The sequence below is a fragment of the Ekhidna sp. ABH4_415 genome (genome assembly GCF_056161305.1).
In genome coordinates this window covers 197,612-217,710 of sequence record NZ_JBSWYW010000006.1, presented here as the reverse complement: position 1 = coordinate 217,710, position 20,099 = coordinate 197,612, and the positions used below count along the sequence as shown (strand labels likewise).

The following is a 20,099-nucleotide window of genomic DNA, read 5'->3' as shown; positions in this document are numbered from 1 at the left end:
TGCCTTGGCATATAATTGCAATTAAAGCTTTAACCTTAGCTGAAGTATTCGCAACTTCGCGTACTAATTTTTATACGAGGAATTGATATACCTAATTTCCATTTTTATTCTTTCAGTGCTAGGCGTCTTGGTCTATAACCATTTGTCAGGCAAAAATCTCATTAGAGATTTTCTGCACTTTCTGACAATCAAGCAAAAATCATTGAAAGGTTTGGACGAGTTGTGGAGCAAATCCAGTGATCGTTCTGAAGTTATTCTTTCGTTGACAACCATTCCCGAGCGAATTGATCACATTCAACCAACAATCAAATGCCTGCTATACCAACGGAGACTTCCTCAAAAAATCTGTATCAATATCCCATTTAAATCATTTCGAAATAACAAGGAGTATGTTATTCCAGAGTGGCTCAAAGAGCTAAAGGCTGTCGAAATTGTACGAGTTGATATTGATTACGGACCCGCCACGAAATTCATTCCAACACTTGAAAGTTCAACGAAAGACCAGTTGATCCTGGTGGTAGATGATGACAAAATGTATCCTCCTAACTACATAAAGGAATTTGAACAGACGGAAAAGGAACATCCGGACTGCATATTAGCTGCAAGTGGCTGGCGAGTGCCAAAAGATTTAATTGATAAGCCGACCACACTAAAAAGCAACTTGTTAAAAATACCTCCGACTCCAGTAAAAGGTACGCGGATTAAAGATTTATATAAAACCGATATTATTCAGGGTTATTCTGGGTACTTGATAAAGCCTGAATTTTTTGATCTTAAAACCATCAAAGACTATTCTGGTACTCCTGAGCAAATCAAATTTGTTGACGACATTTGGATAAGTGCACATTCAAAAGTTGACAAGTTCGTTTTACCATTAAAAAGGTACTGCTATACTTCACCTGTCAAGCAAAGCTTTTTCAAGTCAACAAGCCTGGCTAAAATCAATAACTGGAATCGCAATAACGCTGATAGGAATAATACAGTGGCGTTAAAATATTTTAAGGATAAGTGGTAGTCCTTAGAGGCATGGCCTTCCTTGTTTTCCTCTTTATCAGATTTACATCATAAGATCTTAGCTGAGACATGCCTGGTTCTATTTCAAGCATATGTTCCAGGTATTTTCGCAAGTGAGGTCGCAATAATTTATCCTTCCCGTTCAATATGTTCTTAATGGTGTCAGGAACGAAGTGAATGAATTTCACGGTATGTTCCCCGTTGATAAGTACTTGTCCATCAACCAGGGTTCGCTTGCACTCCTGCTTGTTCCATGCTGCGAGATTATAGCCTCTGTCTTTAATGATGTAAGATTTTTCAGACATTAGCGGAAACAATCCTAAATAGCCCTGATCAACAAAAACACCTAACTCTTTGGAGTTCTCATTTTTCCAAAGCATCATTTTAATCCACCGATCGAGAAGTTCACTTGAATTCCTGGATACCCCAATAAAACCCCCATTAAATAAGCCATGGTAGAAATAGTTGAAGAAAGCATTTTGATTGACATACGGATTAAAAGAGCGCCAGTGTGGACTTAATACAACATCAAAAGATTCTAACTTTTGGGTTATCGACGAGATATTATTAAAGAAATACAGATCAGGATCCACCCAAAAAACAGCATCGTAACTTTTCAGCAAATACTGGAGAAGTATTGGTTTTAACATCCATCGAAAACGAGACGAAAGACTTTCTTTTTTCACTTTTAACAATTCTTCCCCGTATTTTTTGAGATCGATTTTACCTAAATCTAATATTTCAAACCCTTCATATTTCGAACTGTCATAATTGTCATCAACCACCAAAGAAATGCAGCTGGCCTCCCCCTGAAGAGTATCATTGAGAGACTGAAAAGTTGCTTGAGCAAATCCCAGATAATCGCTTGTGACACATGTGCAAAAAGCTACATTCATATCAAAGTTGATTCGGCTACAACTTCATTCTTATCATCAGTGCCTAAATAATCACTATTATCATCAGTAATTACATGGAATTTTGAGGACATAACTTTAACCTTATCAAAGATTACAGGGATAAAATTCAAATACGATTGCTCATAATAAAGGCTTCTTTTTTTATCATTCTTACATCGATAGGTACAAACCATAGCCCACCACTTTAAAACACTTTCTGCATTTTTTGAAAACCCAATCAGTGATGAGGTATAAAACCCTCTTTTAAAATTCTTCATAAATCCTTCCTCGGATGTCTTGGGATCCATTGAAAATCTATTAGGGAAAAGGACTGCATCATACACTGAAAATTGATTTACCGCTTCGGCTATTGGTTCCTTAATCTTAAGATCAGGATCAATCAGGATTACACCTTTCCTCTGTTTTTGGATCAATGAGAGAAGAAAATACGGTTTGAGAACTCCTTTAATTGCTCTGCTTGATGAAAAAAGTAGCCGTAGTTTTAATATCAGATACTTATAAAAAGGGACAATGGCATTAGGAGAATAGAAAGTCGCAGCTTTAGTCTCAATGTTTAGCTTCCTGATTTGTCTTCCTGAACCACCCAATAAAAGCACATGTAAACGGGCGTTCGGATAAATTGAGCTAATGCTGCTAGAAAGATTCTTAAGAAGGCTGGTTTCTTTGCTATCAACTATAGTTGCGTAAAGGTGTTCGCTCTCTCTTTCCAAATTGCAATCGTTTAGTCAATTCGAAATGAAAGGTTAACCCCTGCCATTATATTCGTTGCTTCATTTTCATCCACATAATACCAGTTATTTCTATAAGTATATGAGAAATTGGGGTTAATAGTGAGTTTATTAAAAAAGCCAACATAGCCCAACCTTATGGTCCGCTCGAAATCGGTTGGAAAATCACTTTGACCATTAAACGCTCTCACAAAGTAATCATCATTGAATCTGACTCTGGTAAGCGTTAGACTCCACTTACCCTTAGGCTGATATAAGTCTACTCGTATAAAATTTGAGTTGGAACCTGGACCTATACCTGCACCCATAATTTGTCCACGGTTTGTAAACCCTCTTACAGACCATGGGTGAATATAATAGGTTGGGTTTCCTGTGCTTAATCTTTGCAACTGATTAGTACTCAAAGTGGTCGACTCAAACAGGACACTCAAGAGCCTCTCATTACCTAATTCAAATGTTTTCATTAACCCCAGTGTAAATGCACGGGATCGGTCCGGGTTTTGAAATAACTCACTCACACTACCAGGAAAATCATTTCTCGCAAATTCGAGATATGTTCTAAAACCTACCTCTCTGAATGCAAAATCAAAATAAAGAGACAGCATTTGATCGTACTCATCATTTTTCTGAGCTCCTTTCCCCTTCGTTTTAGTAAATAATGCAAACGCATCTTTGAAAGACAAATCCCCATCCGACCACCTTGTGTTTAATACCCGATTTAAACCAAGGCTAAGTTGAGGAAAAAAGGAGGGCTGATAGCCGATATGCATACCAGATATATATCCAGTCTCCTTATCAGGATCATTGTCAAAATAGTCTGATTCCACAAGTCGTCCCCAAAATATTCGCCCTTCCAGTCTTCCTATTTTGGTTTCCACTGGCACATTCGTTCCAATATCTATATGTGGGAAGCCTGGAGCATTATAGCTCATCAGAATTGGGCTAAACTGAGTAACCCCCCACCTAAAGTTTTCTGTGGAAACCCCAATAGTTGCATTTTTATAAATCAATCGTATCTCCGACTGCCCCAGATCAAAATTGGTAAAGGAACCCTCTCCATATTTTTGGACCCAATCGATGCGGCTATCAAATGGATAGGCATACTCACTTCGTCCCGCAGGGGTATCAGGAATGAAAAAGTCTTTATTCTGTGAAACTTGAATATTTGGAACAAAGGCATATTGTAAAATACCTACCCTGCCAGCTACTCCAGTTGATAAAAAAAGATTTGCTCCGCGTCCATTCCATTGTGCCCCGTCATTGTAGCTTATGGGAATAAGTGAATTATAATTTGTACGCAAAACCGGATCTACAATGCTAAGCACTGAGCTGCCACCATTGAGCTTAAAGTTTTCTCCCCAGATATTCCATGAAGGGCCCTCCTCGGAATGATACTGACTTACAATCGATGGATATTGAATGATTGGTTTATTCAGAGAGGTGTCTTGAAATAGTAGCAAATCATAGTACTCTCTGGCATAGTCTCCCGGAATAATCACCTGTGCAGACAGCCCTTGAGTCATGGCTGTGAGAAATAGAATAAATAACCCTTTCCGAAGTACTGTTTTCATCTATACATACTTTTGCCACAAAAGTAGGCGTCTTTAAAATCTTTACACCATGATCCAATTAGTATGAAAGCTATTTGTACCATAATTACAAAAAGCCATCTCCGTTATGCGCAGGTACTTCATAAGTCAATTTTGAGATTTATGCCTGACATACATATGCATATGCTTATCGTGGATACCACTGAAAGTGAAAATCCAAAAACGCTTGAGGGGGCCTCTGCCTACACCAATGAGATCATCACTCAATCAGAAATTGGCAAAAAAATTTACGACAAGTACTATCAAAAAAATATGGATCACTATCGCTGGTCCATTAAATCTGTGTTCATGGCTAATCTCTTAGAAAAGAACGTCGATCAGCTTCTATACCTGGATAGCGATTTGTTCTTTTTTGATGACCCCACCTTCCTTTTTGAAAAGCTCATCAATAAAGGCATTTTACTAAGCCCCCACTTTCGGTGCTCCGACCCATCCATAGATTACAATGAATATGGAAGAAATAACACTCATGGTCTCTTCAACGGAGGATTTGTTGGTGCAAGCAAGAACGGGATACCTGCACTAAATTGGTGGGCTAAAGCATGTCACAGTGTTTGTGAAGTGAATAAAAAAGCAGGGTACTATGTTGATCAGTCTCACCTCAATATGCTTCCGGTAATTTTCGAGGATATTGGCATTATTAGAAACCATGGGTGCAACGTCGCTAACTGGAACATTACGGGAAGTCCACGCTCACAAAAAAATGGAGAAGTCCTGCTGAATGGTCAGGACAAACTGGTCTTCATCCACTTCACCTCCGATACCATACAAGGAATATTGAATGAAGAAGATCCACTTCTTAAACCCTATTTAGATGAGTATGAAAAAGCATTAATGGAAGAGGTGCCATCCATGAGTCCATTCAAACTAAAGAAGCCCTGGTATCAAAAATTGGTTTAGAGGGTGCCTACCAGCCAATTCGCTTTAGCAAGTCAAGCATACTGGTGTCCTCAATGTCGTTGCAGCCTCGGTTCTTTTCATCAAAACCTTCTCTGCCAACCGGCCTGCCTCCTGAAACGTTCTGACGAGACAGGTATTCCTCTAGTGACTTTGTGTAATAATGGTTAATTCTCCAGCCAATCTCGTTGGTATCAGTCAGCATTTCACCAAACTTATACCATTTATAGTGCCACCAGTGTGCGCTGTAAGCAAAACGATTCCTGGAAAGGAAGTCTCCGTTTCCCAGATCTTTATGATCGGAATAATTTTCTTCTCTCTTCGTGTAAGCCTCCAGGACAGATTTTTCCGGCTTCTCATCAAATCCGTTATTGCCAAAATTGATTCGAGGAATTTTTATGCCTTTGATCTTCTTTATATCGACAGTCTTCAGCCATGTCAGCAGGCTGTCACTTCCATCGAGGGGATATAAAAATTCATCCACATCGATTTTCATAAGCCACTGAAATTCCTTACGATAGGTTTTAGCAGCATGAGCAAAGCCCATATGATTTTTATTTCGTTGATACCATTTAGTTGCCCCATCGTATTTTGTACCATCCAAGTGTGTCCAGGGATGTCTGGTCACTATTCCTTTTTCTTCGTATGGCTTTAGGATTTCTTTCGCTTCCTCACTTCCATCCTGATCGTACAAATAGAAATGATCCACGCCTACTTTCACGTGATATTCAATCCAATCTTTCAGATAAGGATTTTCGTTTTTGAAATTAGTAGCAAAGGTTAAGAAATGCTTTTTGCTCATGGTCTTAAAGTCTGGCACAAATTAACCAGATAATTGACACAAACACTACCAAATGAGCCCCAAATGTTATTTCCTTCCACGCAATGATTAGCTTTGCGCGACACTAATTTTTAGCCCTTAAAATGAAGGTAGTAACAGTCGCGACTCATCACAATCACCATCTCGAGAGACTCTTAGTTTCTGCACGAAAACAAGGAATAGAAGTGGAGCTAATTGGAGAAGGAAGAGAGTATATTGATCATTACATCAAGACAGACTGGTTGATTGAGTATTTAGAAACGGTAGACAAAGATGAGATTATTCTCTACACAGATGGTTATGACAGTGTTTTGCTACAGAATGAATCTTACATAAAAGAAGCGTTTGAAAAATTAGACCACCCAATGGTGTTTGGAGCCGAGCAAAATTTCAATTGTGAGGCGTCCTTTTTCAAAAAGATTGATTTCTATCTAAAATTTCCTAAAGGAAAACGACCGTATCGGTTCCTCAACGCCGGTGGCTGGATAGGGAGAGCCGGATATGCAAAAGAGCTTTTAAGCAAAGTTGTTGGTGGTGATGATCAGAGCTTGTTGTTGAAATACGTTTCCAAACATAAGACTGCTATTAAACATGACACGGATCAAAAGATTTTTGCAGTGATGGCAGGAAGAACGGGCATGGAAGATCATGACTATAGAATCGATGAAAATGGCAAGTTGCAAAGTACCATCACAGGAAGTAACCCAGCTATTCTTCATGCGCCAGGAAAAAACTATTATGGTCTCTATAAGATTATCAGTCAGCTAAAATTTTTCCCGAAAGAGACCTTTACAGAAGAGGAAATCAAACAATACAAGAAATCTAAATTCTGGAATTCATTGACGGCAAAAACAACTGCGGATAATTATCTCTTTCACCTACTCCTGAAGGTTTTCGTAGGGACAATTTCAATTGCACTTATTGTCGGATTATTGGGCTATTTGGCTTAGGCTTTTCTAAAGTTCTCTTTAAATCTTCGCTTAATCTCCTCAGCTATTGGCTGATAGTCTTTTGGGTTCTCAGGTGGGTTTTCCCAATCAATATCAAGTGGCTTTATAAATGGAAAAAACAATCGGTGCACGCCCAGCATTTTAAAGAACTTATCGATGTTTCTGTTTTCATGCAAAGGCAATTTCGGTCTCACCGTGTTGAATAAATTTTTTATCCCCCCAAATCGATATTTATCGTACTTTTTGGCATAGCCAAAGTCAAAAAATATGACCGGAGTGCCCATAGCCAAACAAGGTAGTGCGCAATGGATTCTGGAAGTGATTACTAATCCAGCCTTTGCATAGGTGTCCAGGTATTGCTGTGCTTCCTCAATTTTTTTATCGATAGGTAGTTCCCTGTTTTCCCGGGTATGAGTCATCATTTGAATGCGATGGTGATACTTTTCGGGAATCAGCTTGTACACCACTTTTTTTGCGTACTTTTCACTTAATAGCCCATCGTAAAAAAGATCAGTAACCACAATCTTATCATTTCTTTCCCCTTCGTACTTCGGTAGCGTAAGAGTAACACATCCCGAATAATAAGCGTCAACACCAATAGACTTAAACAACTCCACTGTATTGTGATCTCTGCAGCCAATTGGCTCAAATTGCTTGTAGTAGTCTGTAAGCTCTGGCGTAATTAGCTTCTGTCTTACCTCTTTAAACTTAGCAACATGGAAAGAAGTGAAGTAGGGTTCTATGTCTTTAGAGGGAGGCCAGTTTTCAGGCTCGTGCATAAACCAACCATTGCAAAGCAATTTCACTTTTTCATCAGACTTAAATGTGTTTAGCTTTTCCCTATCCAGAACAAGAGCTTCATCATTATTTATAAGATTTAGGGCTGCAATGGTTTGCACCTCGTCCCCTAGATTTCTACTATCGTAATACGCGACTACTGCTTCTTTCATTGAGTTGGTCTCTGATTTTCGGCGCAAAGGTATATCGTGAATCTGAGATCACGAGGGTTCCCGGACAATGCTCACTATCTTTGCGGAAATTTTCTCAATCAGTTTTGAGGTTCTGGTCTATTATTAATGACATTACTAAAATCTGGATTCAAATAAGTTAAAATATGAAATACATTTTTCACTCGATTATTATTCTCTTCATCTCTATTGGATGCACAGCCCCCAATAATGATTCCAAAGAAGAGGCAAATGATAAAACCGAAAATGCAACCGTAAAGGGTGCTAATCAAGCCGGTCAATATAAAGTAGTGCTTCGACAAATCGACAATCGGGCTATCGTGCATATAGATGATTCTGTCATCTACGATAGTAAGACAGTGGCTGGTGACTTTAATATAGAAATAGATATTACTAAATACGTTGAGGAAGGGGCAATTGAGCTACGAGTTGATTTGTATAATGGCAAGGAGCCATACAATCAGTTGGATACTCACTGGGATATTGTATATGATATCATGAGGAATGATGAACTGGTTGAGTTTGTTCGTGAATCGGGAGATGATGGAAGAGTAGGCAAGGTTTATACCGAAACATTCTATTTGGATGAATTATGGTAGGCCTTATAAGAGCTGACCATATCAATAAATTCATAGATGATTGTTTCAAATCTAGCTAGCTTCGCGGCTGAATAACGACTTCATGGTAGTAATACGAATTTTAATCAAGTCTTCTTTAAAGCTTTTTACCATTGCGCTAATTGCCAGTGTCCTTACTGGATTCACCTCTACCATGGTAATTAAGAGCATTCACCAGGCTATTCAGGATGACAATTTTCAGCTTTCTTCATTCATATTAGAGTTTGGTCTCTTTTGGATTGCTTATGGAGCCCTATCGATCGTGGCATCTTATGCTGTTTCAAAATTGATGCAACGTATCATTCATCAGCTACGGATAGAAATGTCCAGGAAAATCATCCAGGCTCCTTATGAAGAGATTGAGTTTAATCAAACCAATCTCCTCCCGATCCTTAGTGGTGATATTGACAAAATAGCTACGCACATCAGGACATTACCTGCTGTAACAACAGGCTTAGCTACAGTTATCGGTATTCTGGGCTATATGGTGTGGTACTCACCAATCCTTTCTTTGGCTACCATCTTTCTTTTCTCACTTATTGTGGTAATAAGTAAAGTTGCACTTCCATTGATCAGAAAGTATGCATTTAGTGCAAGGAGCCACCTAAATAATCTATTCACGCATTTTGAAGGATTGATCTTGGGTATAAAAGAGCTTTCATTGAATAAGAATTTTTCCAAATCCTTTATTGATGAACACGTGATTCCCACCAGCAAGACTCAAATGAAGTATTATTTGAAGGAAAGTGTGGTCGCAGCGATTTTTAACAGGTCTACTGACCTGGTTCTTCTTTTGGGTATGGGAGCTTTGGTTGTCATCATTTTCCAAACAGGATTCGTAACACTCGAATTTTTCGGTAAATATTTGACGTTGGTTCTTTTTACGCTTGCGCCTCTTTCTTCTGCAACCGGCTTTTTGCGTAGCTTAAAAAATATTGAAGCCTCATTCAAGCACATCAAACAAGTAGGTATTTCCATGGAGCCTTCATTCGAATATGACGAGGAAATAAAAAATGAGGCCTGGAATAAGTCTAAACCACTGGTAAGTCTTAAACAGGTAGAGCACACCTATTATCATGCAGATGAGGACGAACACTTCAAACTTGGCCCGATTGACCTTGAGATTATGAAGGGTGAGTCCGTCTTTATCGTGGGTGGAAATGGTAGTGGAAAAACTACGTTAGCAAAAATCATCCTGGGACTCTACAAGGCTAAAGGAGGTTCCATTGAATACCGGGAGGTTCCTGTTAAGAATGAAAACCTGTCGTTTTACAGAAGTCGCTTCTCAGCAGTTTTTACTGATTCATATGTGTTCAAAGAGTTAGATCACATTGACCCTGAATTTTTAGAAGCAAAGGGACAAGAGCTCATTGATATGCTGGAGCTTACCAAGAAAGTAAAAATTGAAAACCGTAGCTTCACCACGAAGAATCTCTCTGAAGGGCAGAAAAAGAGACTTTCTCTCATTAGCTCCATTCTTGAAGACAAAGAAATTTATCTCTTCGATGAGTGGGCCGCCAACCAGGATCCTTACTTCAAGGATATCTTCTACAACAAGATCATTCCTTTCTTAAAGGAAAAAGGTAAGACCTTGATTGTTATCACTCATGATGACAGGTACTTTGGCCTGGCCGATCACTTGCTGAAACTAAGAGACGGCAAACTGCAGAAAGAAGAACAGTAATCCTCCATGCGTGTCAGACCCATTTATATTGCCATCCTTGGCCTGATGATTCACTCAACGAGCCTTGGTCAGGAAGTAATCAATTTTAGAACAACTTATTTTCCATGGAGTGAAATTCGAGACTCTACTAGTTTAACATTCCATAAAACAGTTAAAACTCCACTTGATGACTTTTACGTCCTAAACCCCAGAATCGGCACTTCATTCAATTCTCATTACCCAAGAGGATACAATGATGGGCCGATTTGGAAAGGAAAAGGCCTGACGCTTGAACTACACGGAGGATTTGCAGGGAAAAAAGGGAAACTATCCTATGTTTTCTACCCTACCGTGTTTTATTCACAAAACAGACCATTCGAAACTGCTGATGTCCTAACAGGTGAAAATACTGAGTTTCGCTACCACTTCATAAGAGGGGGCGCTCAGATAGATTGGGTTCAGCGCTATGGTAATGGAGGATTTGTGAAAGCGCACCCTGGACAAAGTGAATTGAAAATGGACTTTGGTGTCCTTGAAACAGCTATTTCGACAATCAATTATTCTTTAGGACCATCGATGTTCAACCCCATCTTATTGAGTCATCAGGCAGGTGGATTCCCTCACTTGAGAATTGGAACAGAGCCTTTTGACTTAACCATTAGAAAAGCTGAAACAGGGAAATGGGAATTTAACTACATCGCAGGCTTACTCAAAGAGTCAGACTACTTTGACACAAACGCCAAAAACAATGACAGGTTTTTTAATGGAATATTTGTCGGTTATAGCCCGAAGTTTTTACCTGAGCTGACCCTTGGATTTAATAAAGTGTTGTACAAAGACACCCAGTTCTTTGAAAACAAAGATCTTTTCTCACCTATTTACATATTTGATGGTGGTGAGCGAGGTGACAGCATTAACACCAATGATACTTTCGATCAGGTAGCGTCTATTTCGTTAGAATGGCAGCTTCCTAAATCCGGATTTAAAGCCTATCTGGAGTTCGCCAAAAATGATTTTACCGGTGCTGCTTCAAGGTTTTTGCTGGAGCCAGAGCACAGCAGGGCATACACTATTGGTTTCGAAAAGGTCTTTGAAACAAAGAAAGGTAAGGAAATCATAATCAATTATGAGCACACCAACCTTTCTATCAACCACACCTATCTGTGGAGGGCCACACCATCCTTTTATTTGCATCATGTAAATAAGCAAGGCTATACCAATGACGGTCAAATCATTGGTGCTGGTATTGGTCCGGGTGGAAACAGCGCGCTTTTTGGTCTACGAATAAAAGGTGAAGATCAAATCTTAGGTTTTGTGGTTCAGCGGATTGAAGCAAACAAAGATTATTTCATCATTAATGTGCAGGGAAGAGATAACCACGACATTGAGTACTCTTTGGGCGCAAATCTTCAAAAAAAGCTTTTTTCAATGATCCTTAGCCTCGAAGGTATATTTAGCTACAACTACAACAGGTATTATTTGGATGACCAAACAAACATCTATCTATCTGTTTCCAGTATTATAATGCTAGACTAAGATCACTTGCTTAAATTTGTTTCATGCTGGGCATAGACATAGTAGACATCAAAGACCCGTCGTTTAAGGAACGAAATAGCCGAACACTCGACCTTATTTCTAATCCTGATGATGTTTCCATTGAGCACCCTCATATTTTTTGGATTCTCTGGTCAGCAAAGGAGGCGGCTTTCAAATGCAAGCGAGAGCCATTGAATTTTGCACCAAAAAAAATTCCAATAAAGCTGTCCGAATCAGATGGTAATATCTCCTTCCAATCGGGCGACATTAAAGGTGAAATCAAAATAACTGATGAATATATACTGGCTATGTGCGGAGATCTGGAAAACATCACACATAAGATTTTCGAGCAATCTGATGACGACTGGAGTGAGGGTATTCGGTTCATGGTAATCGAATTTTTCAGGGATCAGGGGCTGGACTACCACATCGGATCTGATGAGCTGAACCTACCGATTATCGAACCATCAAAAAAAGAAATATCCATTTCTCACCATGGACGTTATGGTGCTGTAGCATTCCCAATAAATCTGCTATAGTCCGTATTCCAACATTATTTTTGCACGCATGCGTAAAAAATATTTCATCGCCATTTTTCTTGTGGTCTTCACGATGATGCTGTCATCGTTTGCCTTTTACACCTATCAGATTCTATACACACCTAATGTGCTGATCGAACAGGATGACAGGTATTTTGCCATCCCAAAAGGCACCACCTTTAAGCAACTTCAGAATAAGCTTGCTGAGGAACGTATAGTCAATGATCTGGTTTCATTCAGCTTTCTGGCCAAGTTAAAAGACCTGGATACGAACGTGAAAAACGGAATGTACCTGATCAAAGGAGACATGACCAATATCGAGCTAATCAATTTGCTGAGGTCTGGATCCCAAACGCCCATCCAGCTCACTTTCTCCAACGCCCGACTGCTAAAGCAGCTTCCGAAAATTTTAACTCATAGCCTGGAGATTGATTCAGCTGATTTGGCACCTATTCTTTTAGCCGATACAACCGCAGCACATTATGGCTTCACGGAGGAGACCTTCATCAGCATGTTTATTCCAAATACATATGAGGTGTACTGGACCATCACACCAAAAGGATTGCTGGACAGAATGAAAATGGAATATGATCGCTTCTGGACGGATGAGCGTAAGCAAAAAGCCGAAAACCTTGGAATGACCCAGACGGAAGTTTCAACACTAGCTTCCATTGTGCAGGGTGAAACCAATAAAATGGACGAAGCTCCATCCATAGCAGGAGTGTATATCAATCGGCTAAAAAGAGGTATCCCGCTACAGGCAGACCCTACTTTAGTTTTTGCAATAGGTGATTTCAGCATTCGCCGAATATTGAACAAAGACAAAGAATTTGATTCGCCATACAATACCTACAAATACCGCGGACTCCCTCCCGGACCAATCAACCTGCCAGGTATCCCAGCATTAAATGCGGTTTTGAATTATGAAGACCATAATTACTTATATTTCTGTGCGAAAGCCGATTTCTCAGGATATCATGTATTTGCCCGCACTTTGAGTGAGCACAATGTGAACGCCCGCAAGTTTCAGCGAGCCTTGAATAGGGAACGAATCTACCGATAATGTACACGCACGAAATACAACTCCGAGTCAGATATGCCGATACCGATAAAATGGGCTTTGCCTACTATGGCAACTATCCAAGGTATTATGAAATTGCTCGTGTAGAATCATTTCGAGCATTAGGGTTTCCATATAAAGAAATGGAAGATTCCGGCGTGGGGATGCCTGTTTTGGATATGAAGATCAAATATCATGGACCTGCTAAATATGATGACCTTCTAACCATCAAGCTTATTATTCCGGAAATGCCTAGGGCACGAATGATCTTTCAATATGAAATCAGGAATGAAGAAGGGAAGCTCTTAAACACTGGAGAAACCACCTTAGCATTTATGAATATGGAGACCGGAAGGCCGGTAAAAATGCCTGAACGAATGAAAGAATCCATTTCTCCATTTTTCGAGTGATTTGAATTTGTCTCTTTCCGAAAAACGGCTACTTTTGCGTTCCAATTTTCGCAAAGAGCGAAGTAAAAGGAAGAGATCACAGAGGCGTGGCAGAGTGGACTAGCCGTCCGCGTCGAATGCGGCGGAACCGCCTCGGAAGGTCAAAGAAGAGTAGAAAGCTACTCACAAAGAAATTGCAGAGATCACAGAGGCGTGGCAGAGTGGTCGAATGCGGCGGTCTTGAAAACCGTTGTACCGCGAGGTACCGGGGGTTCGAATCCCTCCGCCTCTGCAAGCAATGACCCTGATGGAAACATCAGGGTTTTTTGTTTTGGAACGAATCGAGCTTGCTCGAATGAGTGAAAAAAATAAAAAACAACCTTCGAGCAAAACGAGGAAGGGCCATTGCTTGACACACCACCCCAAGGGATCACGCCAGTAATGCCAAACTGCCCTTTTTCATTTTATTATGCTGATGATATGAGAACTCCCAAGAGGGTTCGAGATGGATCGAAGTGAAATTCACCTTCTTTCTTATTTCTGGAAAAAAATCAATATCGTCACAGCATAGGTTTTTATTTTTAATGGATGATAACTTCAAGTTTCAAAATCCAAGAACCAAGTGACATTGACAAATTACCAGACAGTTTTGAGTCTAAAGTAGCTTCAGGATTAATTGATTATCAATCATCTTTATACCAATCCATTCGTATCGGAAACACAGTATTTCACGTCAAGTCGGGACCGATCCTTGAAAAGTTTCTTAAAGCAATTGAAGCAAAAGGAATTTCAACAAAGAAAATTAAGATGTTATCACTTAGGCTTAATCAAAAAATAGAATGCCTAAGCAATGAGCTTTGGAAAATATTTGAGGATGATTATTCAATATCTTCTTTAGGGCGTGTAAAATCTTTAAAAAGAGGTCATGAAAGTTTGCTAAAGGGAGGGCTATCTAGCGGATATAAAACTGTTCTCATTAATAGTAAACTTTATTATGTTCACAGACTGGTAGCAATGTCATTTATTGATAATCCAGAAAATTGTCCTGAGGTGAATCATAAAGATGGCGACAAGCTGAATAACCATGTTGAAAATTTAGAATGGGTCTCTCATGCCGATAATCAATATCATGCTAGAGTTAACGGATTATATAGAAAAGGACGTTGTTCTCAGCATGCAAAAGAGGTAGAGTTAATAAAAAACAAGAAGATAGTTAAGACATTTCGAAGCGGTCAAGAGGCAGCTGATTTCTTAGGGATTTCTAGACATAATCTTTATATATCAATTAAAAGAGAGACTGAACAAAAGGGATTTGTTATCAAATACAAGAAGCCTTACGATTGAAAAATCTTAGCACTAATATTATATGACCTCCATATTGAGGTGATATACCTTTCATTTCCATGGTATGAATTAACATACTTGACTTAGGAACTTTTTGCAATAATGATCACTCCATTCCAGCAGTAATCACCACCCCGTCAAAACTTCGCTTCATCTGTGCCAATTGATTGGGACTGCATAAATCCGTTTGTTCCAAAAAACCAAAGATGTACTTTCCAAAGTGAGGATTTACCTGCATTCGGGAGATATTGGAGAGGTTAGATACAATTTTATCCACATCTTCTTCCATGTGTGTACTCATGCCTAAAAAGGATGGAAGATTATACTCTATTGCCAGACGCAAGAAACGAATTTCCACATTGTGCGGATCCATTTCAATAACCTCCTTCATTTGATCATTGTACTTAATCACTTGTTTCAGCTTGTTGAAGGGATTCCAAACCACTTGAGCGAGTAGTGCTTCCGATACTGCTTGATATGCCTGAACAGTAGGTGATGCGTTTTCGATTTCAGAAACAAAATCATGGAAAATTCGGGAGTCATCGGGATTTAGTACCGCCGAATGAAATTCCGATCGTATTTCGCCTAAGCTTTGACTGAAAGCTGCAAACACAAGAAGTGTAAAGGCATTTGTAATAATGTATTTCACATCATATACAACCTGCAACTCATCAAAGTGTTATGAAAATGTGTTTAATAGTCGGCAAGTAGACTTTTTATTTCAACTCAAAATCATCGGCATCCTCCTGAAAAGGAAAATCCCCTCGATAGGTTTTTAGCTCTTCTGCAGATAGCGTGGCAGTAAGTATTTCTTCCATATTGTCTGAAAAAGCCAGTTCTTTGCCTTTTGGTGAGTAAATACCTGAATGCCCATTGTAATCCTTTGGAAGTCCATCGGTCCCAATTCTATTCACACCGGCACAGTAAGAGAGGTTTTCAATCGCCCGGGCCTTTAAAAGCGTATCCCATGCATTCACTCGCGTATCCGGCCAGTTGGCAACATATAGTAACAGATCGTATTCATAGATTTGCTCCTTGGTCTTTTTAGACCGTGCCCACACCGGAAATCGAAGGTCATAGCAGATCATCGGATAAATTTTCCAGCCCATATATTCCAAAATGACCCTTTCTTCTCCTGGCGTATATGTTTCCCCTTCGGCAGCCAGGTTGAACAGGTGCTTTTTGTCATACTGTTTGGAAGAGCCATCCGGATAGACGAAATAAAGTCGATTATAAAACTTACCCTGGTCTTTGGTGATGACACTCCCAGTGACAGCAACCTTTCGTTGGGTAGCCATCTGACGCATCCATTTAAAGGTTTTGCCACCCGGTGGCTCGGCAAGCTTCTCTGCATTCATGGAAAAGCCTGTGGTAAACATCTCAGGCAAAACAATCAAATCAACCCCTTCAATTGACCAAATCATTTCCTCGAACATCGCGAGGTTAGCGTCTATTTCCTCCCAGTGGAGGTTTGCTTGAATCAATGAGATGGTCAGATCTTTCATGGTTTGAATGGATTATATAATCTCAAAAGTTCTTTTTTGTCATTTCGAGAGAATCGAGAAATCTATACTGTTGAATGGTAGAGAATTTTAAAGATTTCTCCTATCGTCGAAATGACAACATTTGAGTATTCTCATAGTTTACCTCGGCACCTTTACCCGATATTCCGCATCCGTTTTCCCCTTGCTGATATTCGCCAGTTTTCCTTTAATCAGACGTTTCTTGAATGGCGTGAGGTAATCTGTGAAAAGCTTGCCTTCAATGTGATCATACTCGTGCTGAATCACCCGGGCTTTCATTCCATCGAAGGTTTCTTCATGAAGTTCCCAGTTTTCATCAAAGTACTCGATGGTGATCTTTGGTTTACGATCTACATCCGCTCGTACACCTGGTATACTTAAACATCCTTCTTCAAATGCCCATTTCTCACCCTCCTCCTCGATCATTATTGGATTGATGAAGGCCTGTTTCAACCCACCTTCCTCTTCGTCTTCCATGGGTGTGGTATCTACCACGAAGATCCGAATAGACTCCCCCACCTGTGGTGCAGCAAGTCCTACGCCCTGTGCAGCATACATCGTTTCAAACATGCTATCAACAAACTCCTTAACAGACTCGTCTCCTTCTTCTACTTCGCTTGCCTTCTTCTTCAGCACCGGATCCCCGTATAGTACGATTGGAAATATCATGAATTACTTTCTAAATATGATTGCAAAATTATGGTAGCGCTCACCTTGTCTACATTTCCCTTATTCCTTCTGTATTTCTTCTTCATCCCACCTGTAATCATGGCATCCATCGCCATCTTAGAGGTAAAGCGCTCATCATGCAAAATTAATTCCCTTGTCGGGAAAACTTTTTTGAATCGATTAATAAATGCCTGAACCAATGGAGTTGCATTAGTAGGCCTTCCATCGGTGTTTTTTGGCATCCCTATCACGACCCTGCTCACATCTTCCTTTTCAAAATATTCTTTAAGAAAGTTCTCCAGCGTATGACTGGGGATTACATCCAAAGGTGATGCAATCATGCCCAAAGGATCCGTTACGGCCAGGCCTGTGCGCTTGGCGCCATAATCTATCGCCAGAATTCTCGGCATTAGTTGAGGGTGGATAAGGTTTTAACCTTGTGATGCACTTCCTTTTCCAGCTGAATGGCTTTTGGAAAAAAGATTCGATTCTCGATTTCGGCGTGGTAGATCATTTCCCGATCGAACGCCTTGATTTCATACATTAACACGCGATCGTGCAAATCCTTAGGTTCTAAAGAGGACATTAGTGCTCGTATAGCTCCAAATTCGTCTTCATCCTGATGTTCCTCAAATTCTGCCTCCAGAGAATAATTATTAAATCGAATCAACAAGTCATAAGAAGCACTTACTGATCCCTTTTTCCATTCACCTAACAGTTCGATATACTTAAAAGTAGTGTCTTCCTCCTCGTAGATATGCTTGATAAAGTCTTCGACAAATTCAGGCAGCAGGTTCTTTAGACCCTCCTCTCGATCCCATTTTTTCACCAAATGGACGATGTAGGGTAGCTTTTCCTTAATGAAAATATGATGCGAGTACTTTAGATATTCAGTCAGAAGCTCAATCGGGTAGCGTTCTAAATCTGAGAAACTAAAACGATGACAAGAATCAAATTCATAAAAGCTTTTAATTACTTGCTTTCGATCCAGCCCCCGTTCATCACAAATCTCTTTGAGCTTCCTGTTTGGCGCCTCAAAAAAGTCTATGCCCAGGTAATGCAGCGCTCTTGCATACACATAGTTTTCATCGACTACCTGACCGATCGTTTTTTCGAAGACCATATACAAAAATAACCCGTTAATCGACGCATGTCAACAGTTTGATCATCAATGCGTTCATTCCTTTTAAATAACCTTTATTTTTGAACTTTATCGTCATCTCATGAGCACACATAAAAATCCAACCCGAGCAGTCCAATTACCTCTCTACATTGCCATTACACTATGCATTGGCGTACTGATCGGGGCAAATATGGCTGGATCTACTTCCACGCCCACTTCTGATTTCATGAAGGGCCTCAACAAGTTTCGGCAGGTACTTACTCACATTGAGAATGATTATGTGGACGATGTGGATAGTGAAGAATTAGTGGAAAGTGCCATCTCTAACATGCTTGAGGAGCTGGATCCTCATACTTCTTACATCCCAGCGAAAGAGCTGGAGCTGATTCAATCGCGCCTGGAAGGTAACTATGAAGGTATCGGTGTGGAGTTCAATATTTTCAAAGACACTATTCATGTGGTTAGCCCTTTGAGTGGCGGACCTTCAGAAAAGCTAGGCATTCGTGCTGGTGACAAAATCGTAAAGGTTGATGGTGAAAATGTTGCCGGTGTGGGGATGACCAATCAAAAGGTAGTAGAAATGCTACGAGGACCCGGTGGATCTGAAGTGACTGTCAGCATTAAACGCAATGGTGAAGACGAGCTGATCGTCTTTACTATCGAGAGAGATGTGATCCCACAATATTCCGTAGATGTGTCATACATGGTGGATGATAAAATAGGCTATATTAAAGTCGCTCGTTTCGCCAACTCCACCTATTTGGAATTCAAAGAGGCCCTGTTAAAACTCAAAGATCAGGGCATGAAAAAATTAGTCATCGACCTAACTGGAAATCCAGGCGGTTATTTGAACAGAGCAGTACAAATTGCCGATGAAGTACTCGCTGGCAGACAAATGATTGTTTATACAGACGGAAAAGAAAAGCGATATGCAGAAGAGCACTATTCAGGTGAAAAAGGAGATTTTGAGACAGGTTCGTTGGTGATAATGATGGACGAAGGTTCAGCGTCAGCTTCCGAAATCGTAGCAGGCGCAGTTCAGGATCATGACAGAGGATTGATAGTGGGTAGAAGATCTTTTGGAAAAGGGTTGGTGCAACTTCCTATCGACCTAAATGATGGTTCTGAACTTCGATTGACCATCTCGAGGTACTACACCCCGAGCGGAAGAAGCATCCAAAAGATGTACAAGAGCGGTGATTTAGACGAATACTACCTTGAGGCTTACAATCGATTTGAAAATGGAGAGGTTTACTCCTCTGATAGCATCAAATTCAACGATTCTTTGGTTTACAAAACAGACAAAGGACGTATCGTTTACGGTGGCGGAGGCATCACTCCCGACTATTTCGTACCATTGGATACCGCCCAAAATACCCGCTACCTCAACCGGCTGTTCAATACAAATTCGCTTCAGGAATACACCGTTCTATATGCTCAGGAAAACCGGGAAGTGCTGGCAGAAATGGGATTTGAAACATTTAGAGCCTCTTTTGATGTTACAGATAAGATGTTAAAAGAACTTGTAGATGTAGCGACTGATAATGGATTGAAATTCAATGAAAAGGAATTCAATCGATCAAAAAGGTTGTTAAAACAACTAACTAAAGCGTATATTGCAAGAGGGATTTGGGACAATGAAGGTTTCTATCCGATCTTCAATGAGCAAGATGAGATTTTTCAGCAAGCCATCCAGTTAATGGATGAGGCGGACAAAATAGCTAAGAGGTAA

The 20,099-nt window shown here is 40.0% G+C and carries 21 protein-coding genes and 1 tRNA gene; 12 read left to right on the top strand and 10 right to left on the bottom strand.

What is annotated here, in order from left to right; all coding sequences use genetic code 11:
• Positions 1-142 precede the first annotated feature (142 nt).
• Positions 143-1,015 carry a hypothetical protein gene (locus ACXAH9_RS12175; RefSeq protein ID WP_474895136.1) on the top strand — a complete coding sequence of 291 codons (873 nt, stop codon included), beginning with the start codon at positions 143-145 and terminating at the stop codon, positions 1,013-1,015.
• On the opposite strand, the gene ACXAH9_RS12170 is transcribed toward ACXAH9_RS12175, so the two are convergent.
• The 3 genes from ACXAH9_RS12170 to ACXAH9_RS12160 are packed head-to-tail and all read right to left on the bottom strand — an operon-like array spanning position 999 to position 4,230.
• Positions 999-1,910, bottom strand: coding sequence for a hypothetical protein (locus ACXAH9_RS12170; RefSeq protein ID WP_474895135.1), 912 nt, complete (start codon positions 1,908-1,910; stop codon positions 999-1,001). The two genes, ACXAH9_RS12175 and ACXAH9_RS12170, sit on opposite strands and share 17 nt — an antisense overlap.
• A complete protein-coding gene (locus tag ACXAH9_RS12165) occupies positions 1,907-2,641 on the bottom strand; it encodes a hypothetical protein (RefSeq protein ID WP_474895134.1) in 735 nt (244 codons plus the stop codon). Before ACXAH9_RS12165 ends, ACXAH9_RS12170 begins: the two co-directional genes overlap by 4 nt.
• An 11-nt stretch (positions 2,642-2,652) precedes the next feature.
• Positions 2,653-4,230, bottom strand: coding sequence for a capsule assembly Wzi family protein (locus tag ACXAH9_RS12160; RefSeq protein WP_474895133.1), 1,578 nt, complete (start codon positions 4,228-4,230; stop codon positions 2,653-2,655).
• A 63-nt stretch (positions 4,231-4,293) separates the two neighbouring features.
• Here ACXAH9_RS12160 and ACXAH9_RS12155 point away from each other — a divergent pair, with 63 nt between their 5' ends.
• Positions 4,294-5,169 (top strand): glycosyltransferase, encoded by an 876-nt coding sequence (locus tag ACXAH9_RS12155; protein WP_474895132.1) that lies wholly within the window; start codon positions 4,294-4,296, stop codon positions 5,167-5,169.
• Between the two features lie 7 nt (positions 5,170-5,176).
• Here the strand turns inward: ACXAH9_RS12155 and ACXAH9_RS12150 are convergent, their stop codons facing one another.
• Positions 5,177-5,968: a glycosyltransferase family 92 protein gene (locus ACXAH9_RS12150; RefSeq protein ID WP_474895131.1), complete on the bottom strand. Its 792-nt coding sequence runs from the start codon at positions 5,966-5,968 to the stop codon at positions 5,177-5,179.
• 122 nt (positions 5,969-6,090) lie between these two features.
• Between ACXAH9_RS12150 and ACXAH9_RS12145 the strand changes: the two genes are divergently transcribed.
• Complete coding sequence (locus ACXAH9_RS12145) at positions 6,091-6,936, top strand: glycosyltransferase domain-containing protein (protein ID WP_474895130.1); 846 nt, start codon at positions 6,091-6,093, stop codon at positions 6,934-6,936.
• Here the strand turns inward: ACXAH9_RS12145 and ACXAH9_RS12140 are convergent.
• On the bottom strand, positions 6,933-7,886 hold the full coding sequence (locus ACXAH9_RS12140; protein WP_474895129.1) for a polysaccharide pyruvyl transferase family protein: 954 nt from the start codon (positions 7,884-7,886) through the stop codon (positions 6,933-6,935). The genes ACXAH9_RS12145 and ACXAH9_RS12140 overlap by 4 nt on opposite strands.
• A gap of 164 nt (positions 7,887-8,050) precedes the next feature.
• On the opposite strand from ACXAH9_RS12140, the gene ACXAH9_RS12135 reads away from it, so the two are divergent.
• From ACXAH9_RS12135 to ACXAH9_RS12100, 8 genes are all read left to right on the top strand, one after another.
• Complete coding sequence (locus tag ACXAH9_RS12135; protein WP_474895128.1) at positions 8,051-8,503, top strand: hypothetical protein; 453 nt, start codon at positions 8,051-8,053, stop codon at positions 8,501-8,503.
• A gap of 82 nt (positions 8,504-8,585) precedes the next feature.
• A complete protein-coding gene (locus ACXAH9_RS12130) occupies positions 8,586-10,205 on the top strand; it encodes a cyclic peptide export ABC transporter (protein ID WP_474895127.1) in 1,620 nt (539 codons plus the stop codon).
• A gap of 45 nt (positions 10,206-10,250) precedes the next feature.
• Complete coding sequence (locus ACXAH9_RS12125) at positions 10,251-11,720, top strand: capsule assembly Wzi family protein (protein ID WP_474895126.1); 1,470 nt, start codon at positions 10,251-10,253, stop codon at positions 11,718-11,720.
• Between the two features lie 23 nt (positions 11,721-11,743).
• A complete protein-coding gene (locus ACXAH9_RS12120) occupies positions 11,744-12,259 on the top strand; it encodes a 4'-phosphopantetheinyl transferase family protein (protein WP_474895125.1) in 516 nt (171 codons plus the stop codon).
• Positions 12,260-12,287: 28 nt separating this feature from the next.
• On the top strand, positions 12,288-13,322 hold the full coding sequence (gene mltG / locus ACXAH9_RS12115; protein WP_474895124.1) for an endolytic transglycosylase MltG: 1,035 nt from the start codon (positions 12,288-12,290) through the stop codon (positions 13,320-13,322).
• Positions 13,322-13,729 carry an acyl-CoA thioesterase gene (locus ACXAH9_RS12110; RefSeq protein ID WP_350206169.1) on the top strand — a complete coding sequence of 136 codons (408 nt, stop codon included), beginning with the start codon at positions 13,322-13,324 and terminating at the stop codon, positions 13,727-13,729. The genes mltG and ACXAH9_RS12110 overlap by 1 nt, the downstream gene beginning before the upstream one ends.
• Positions 13,730-13,915: 186 nt before the next feature.
• Positions 13,916-14,000 (top strand) — tRNA-Ser (locus ACXAH9_RS12105).
• A gap of 296 nt (positions 14,001-14,296) precedes the next feature.
• Complete coding sequence (locus ACXAH9_RS12100; protein WP_474895123.1) at positions 14,297-15,052, top strand: HNH endonuclease signature motif containing protein; 756 nt, start codon at positions 14,297-14,299, stop codon at positions 15,050-15,052.
• A 106-nt stretch (positions 15,053-15,158) separates the two neighbouring features.
• Here the strand turns inward: ACXAH9_RS12100 and ACXAH9_RS12095 are convergent, their stop codons facing one another.
• The 5 genes from ACXAH9_RS12095 to ACXAH9_RS12075 form a co-directional block, all read right to left on the bottom strand.
• A complete protein-coding gene (locus tag ACXAH9_RS12095; protein ID WP_474895122.1) occupies positions 15,159-15,719 on the bottom strand; it encodes a hypothetical protein in 561 nt (186 codons plus the stop codon).
• 49 nt (positions 15,720-15,768) lie between these two features.
• Entirely contained in the window at positions 15,769-16,557 is a 789-nt protein-coding gene (locus ACXAH9_RS12090; RefSeq protein ID WP_474895121.1) for an amidohydrolase, read from the bottom strand.
• A gap of 138 nt (positions 16,558-16,695) precedes the next feature.
• Complete coding sequence (def, locus tag ACXAH9_RS12085) at positions 16,696-17,244, bottom strand: peptide deformylase (protein WP_474895120.1); 549 nt, start codon at positions 17,242-17,244, stop codon at positions 16,696-16,698.
• Entirely contained in the window at positions 17,241-17,654 is a 414-nt protein-coding gene (gene ruvX, locus ACXAH9_RS12080) for a Holliday junction resolvase RuvX (protein WP_474895119.1), read from the bottom strand. The genes def and ruvX overlap by 4 nt, the downstream gene beginning before the upstream one ends.
• A complete protein-coding gene (locus tag ACXAH9_RS12075; protein WP_474895118.1) occupies positions 17,654-18,367 on the bottom strand; it encodes an iron-sulfur cluster repair di-iron protein in 714 nt (237 codons plus the stop codon). Before ACXAH9_RS12075 ends, ruvX begins: the two co-directional genes overlap by 1 nt.
• Before the next feature lie 100 nt (positions 18,368-18,467).
• Here ACXAH9_RS12075 and ACXAH9_RS12070 point away from each other — a divergent pair, with 100 nt between their 5' ends.
• Positions 18,468-20,099 carry a S41 family peptidase gene (locus ACXAH9_RS12070; RefSeq protein WP_474895117.1) on the top strand — a complete coding sequence of 544 codons (1,632 nt, stop codon included), beginning with the start codon at positions 18,468-18,470 and terminating at the stop codon, positions 20,097-20,099.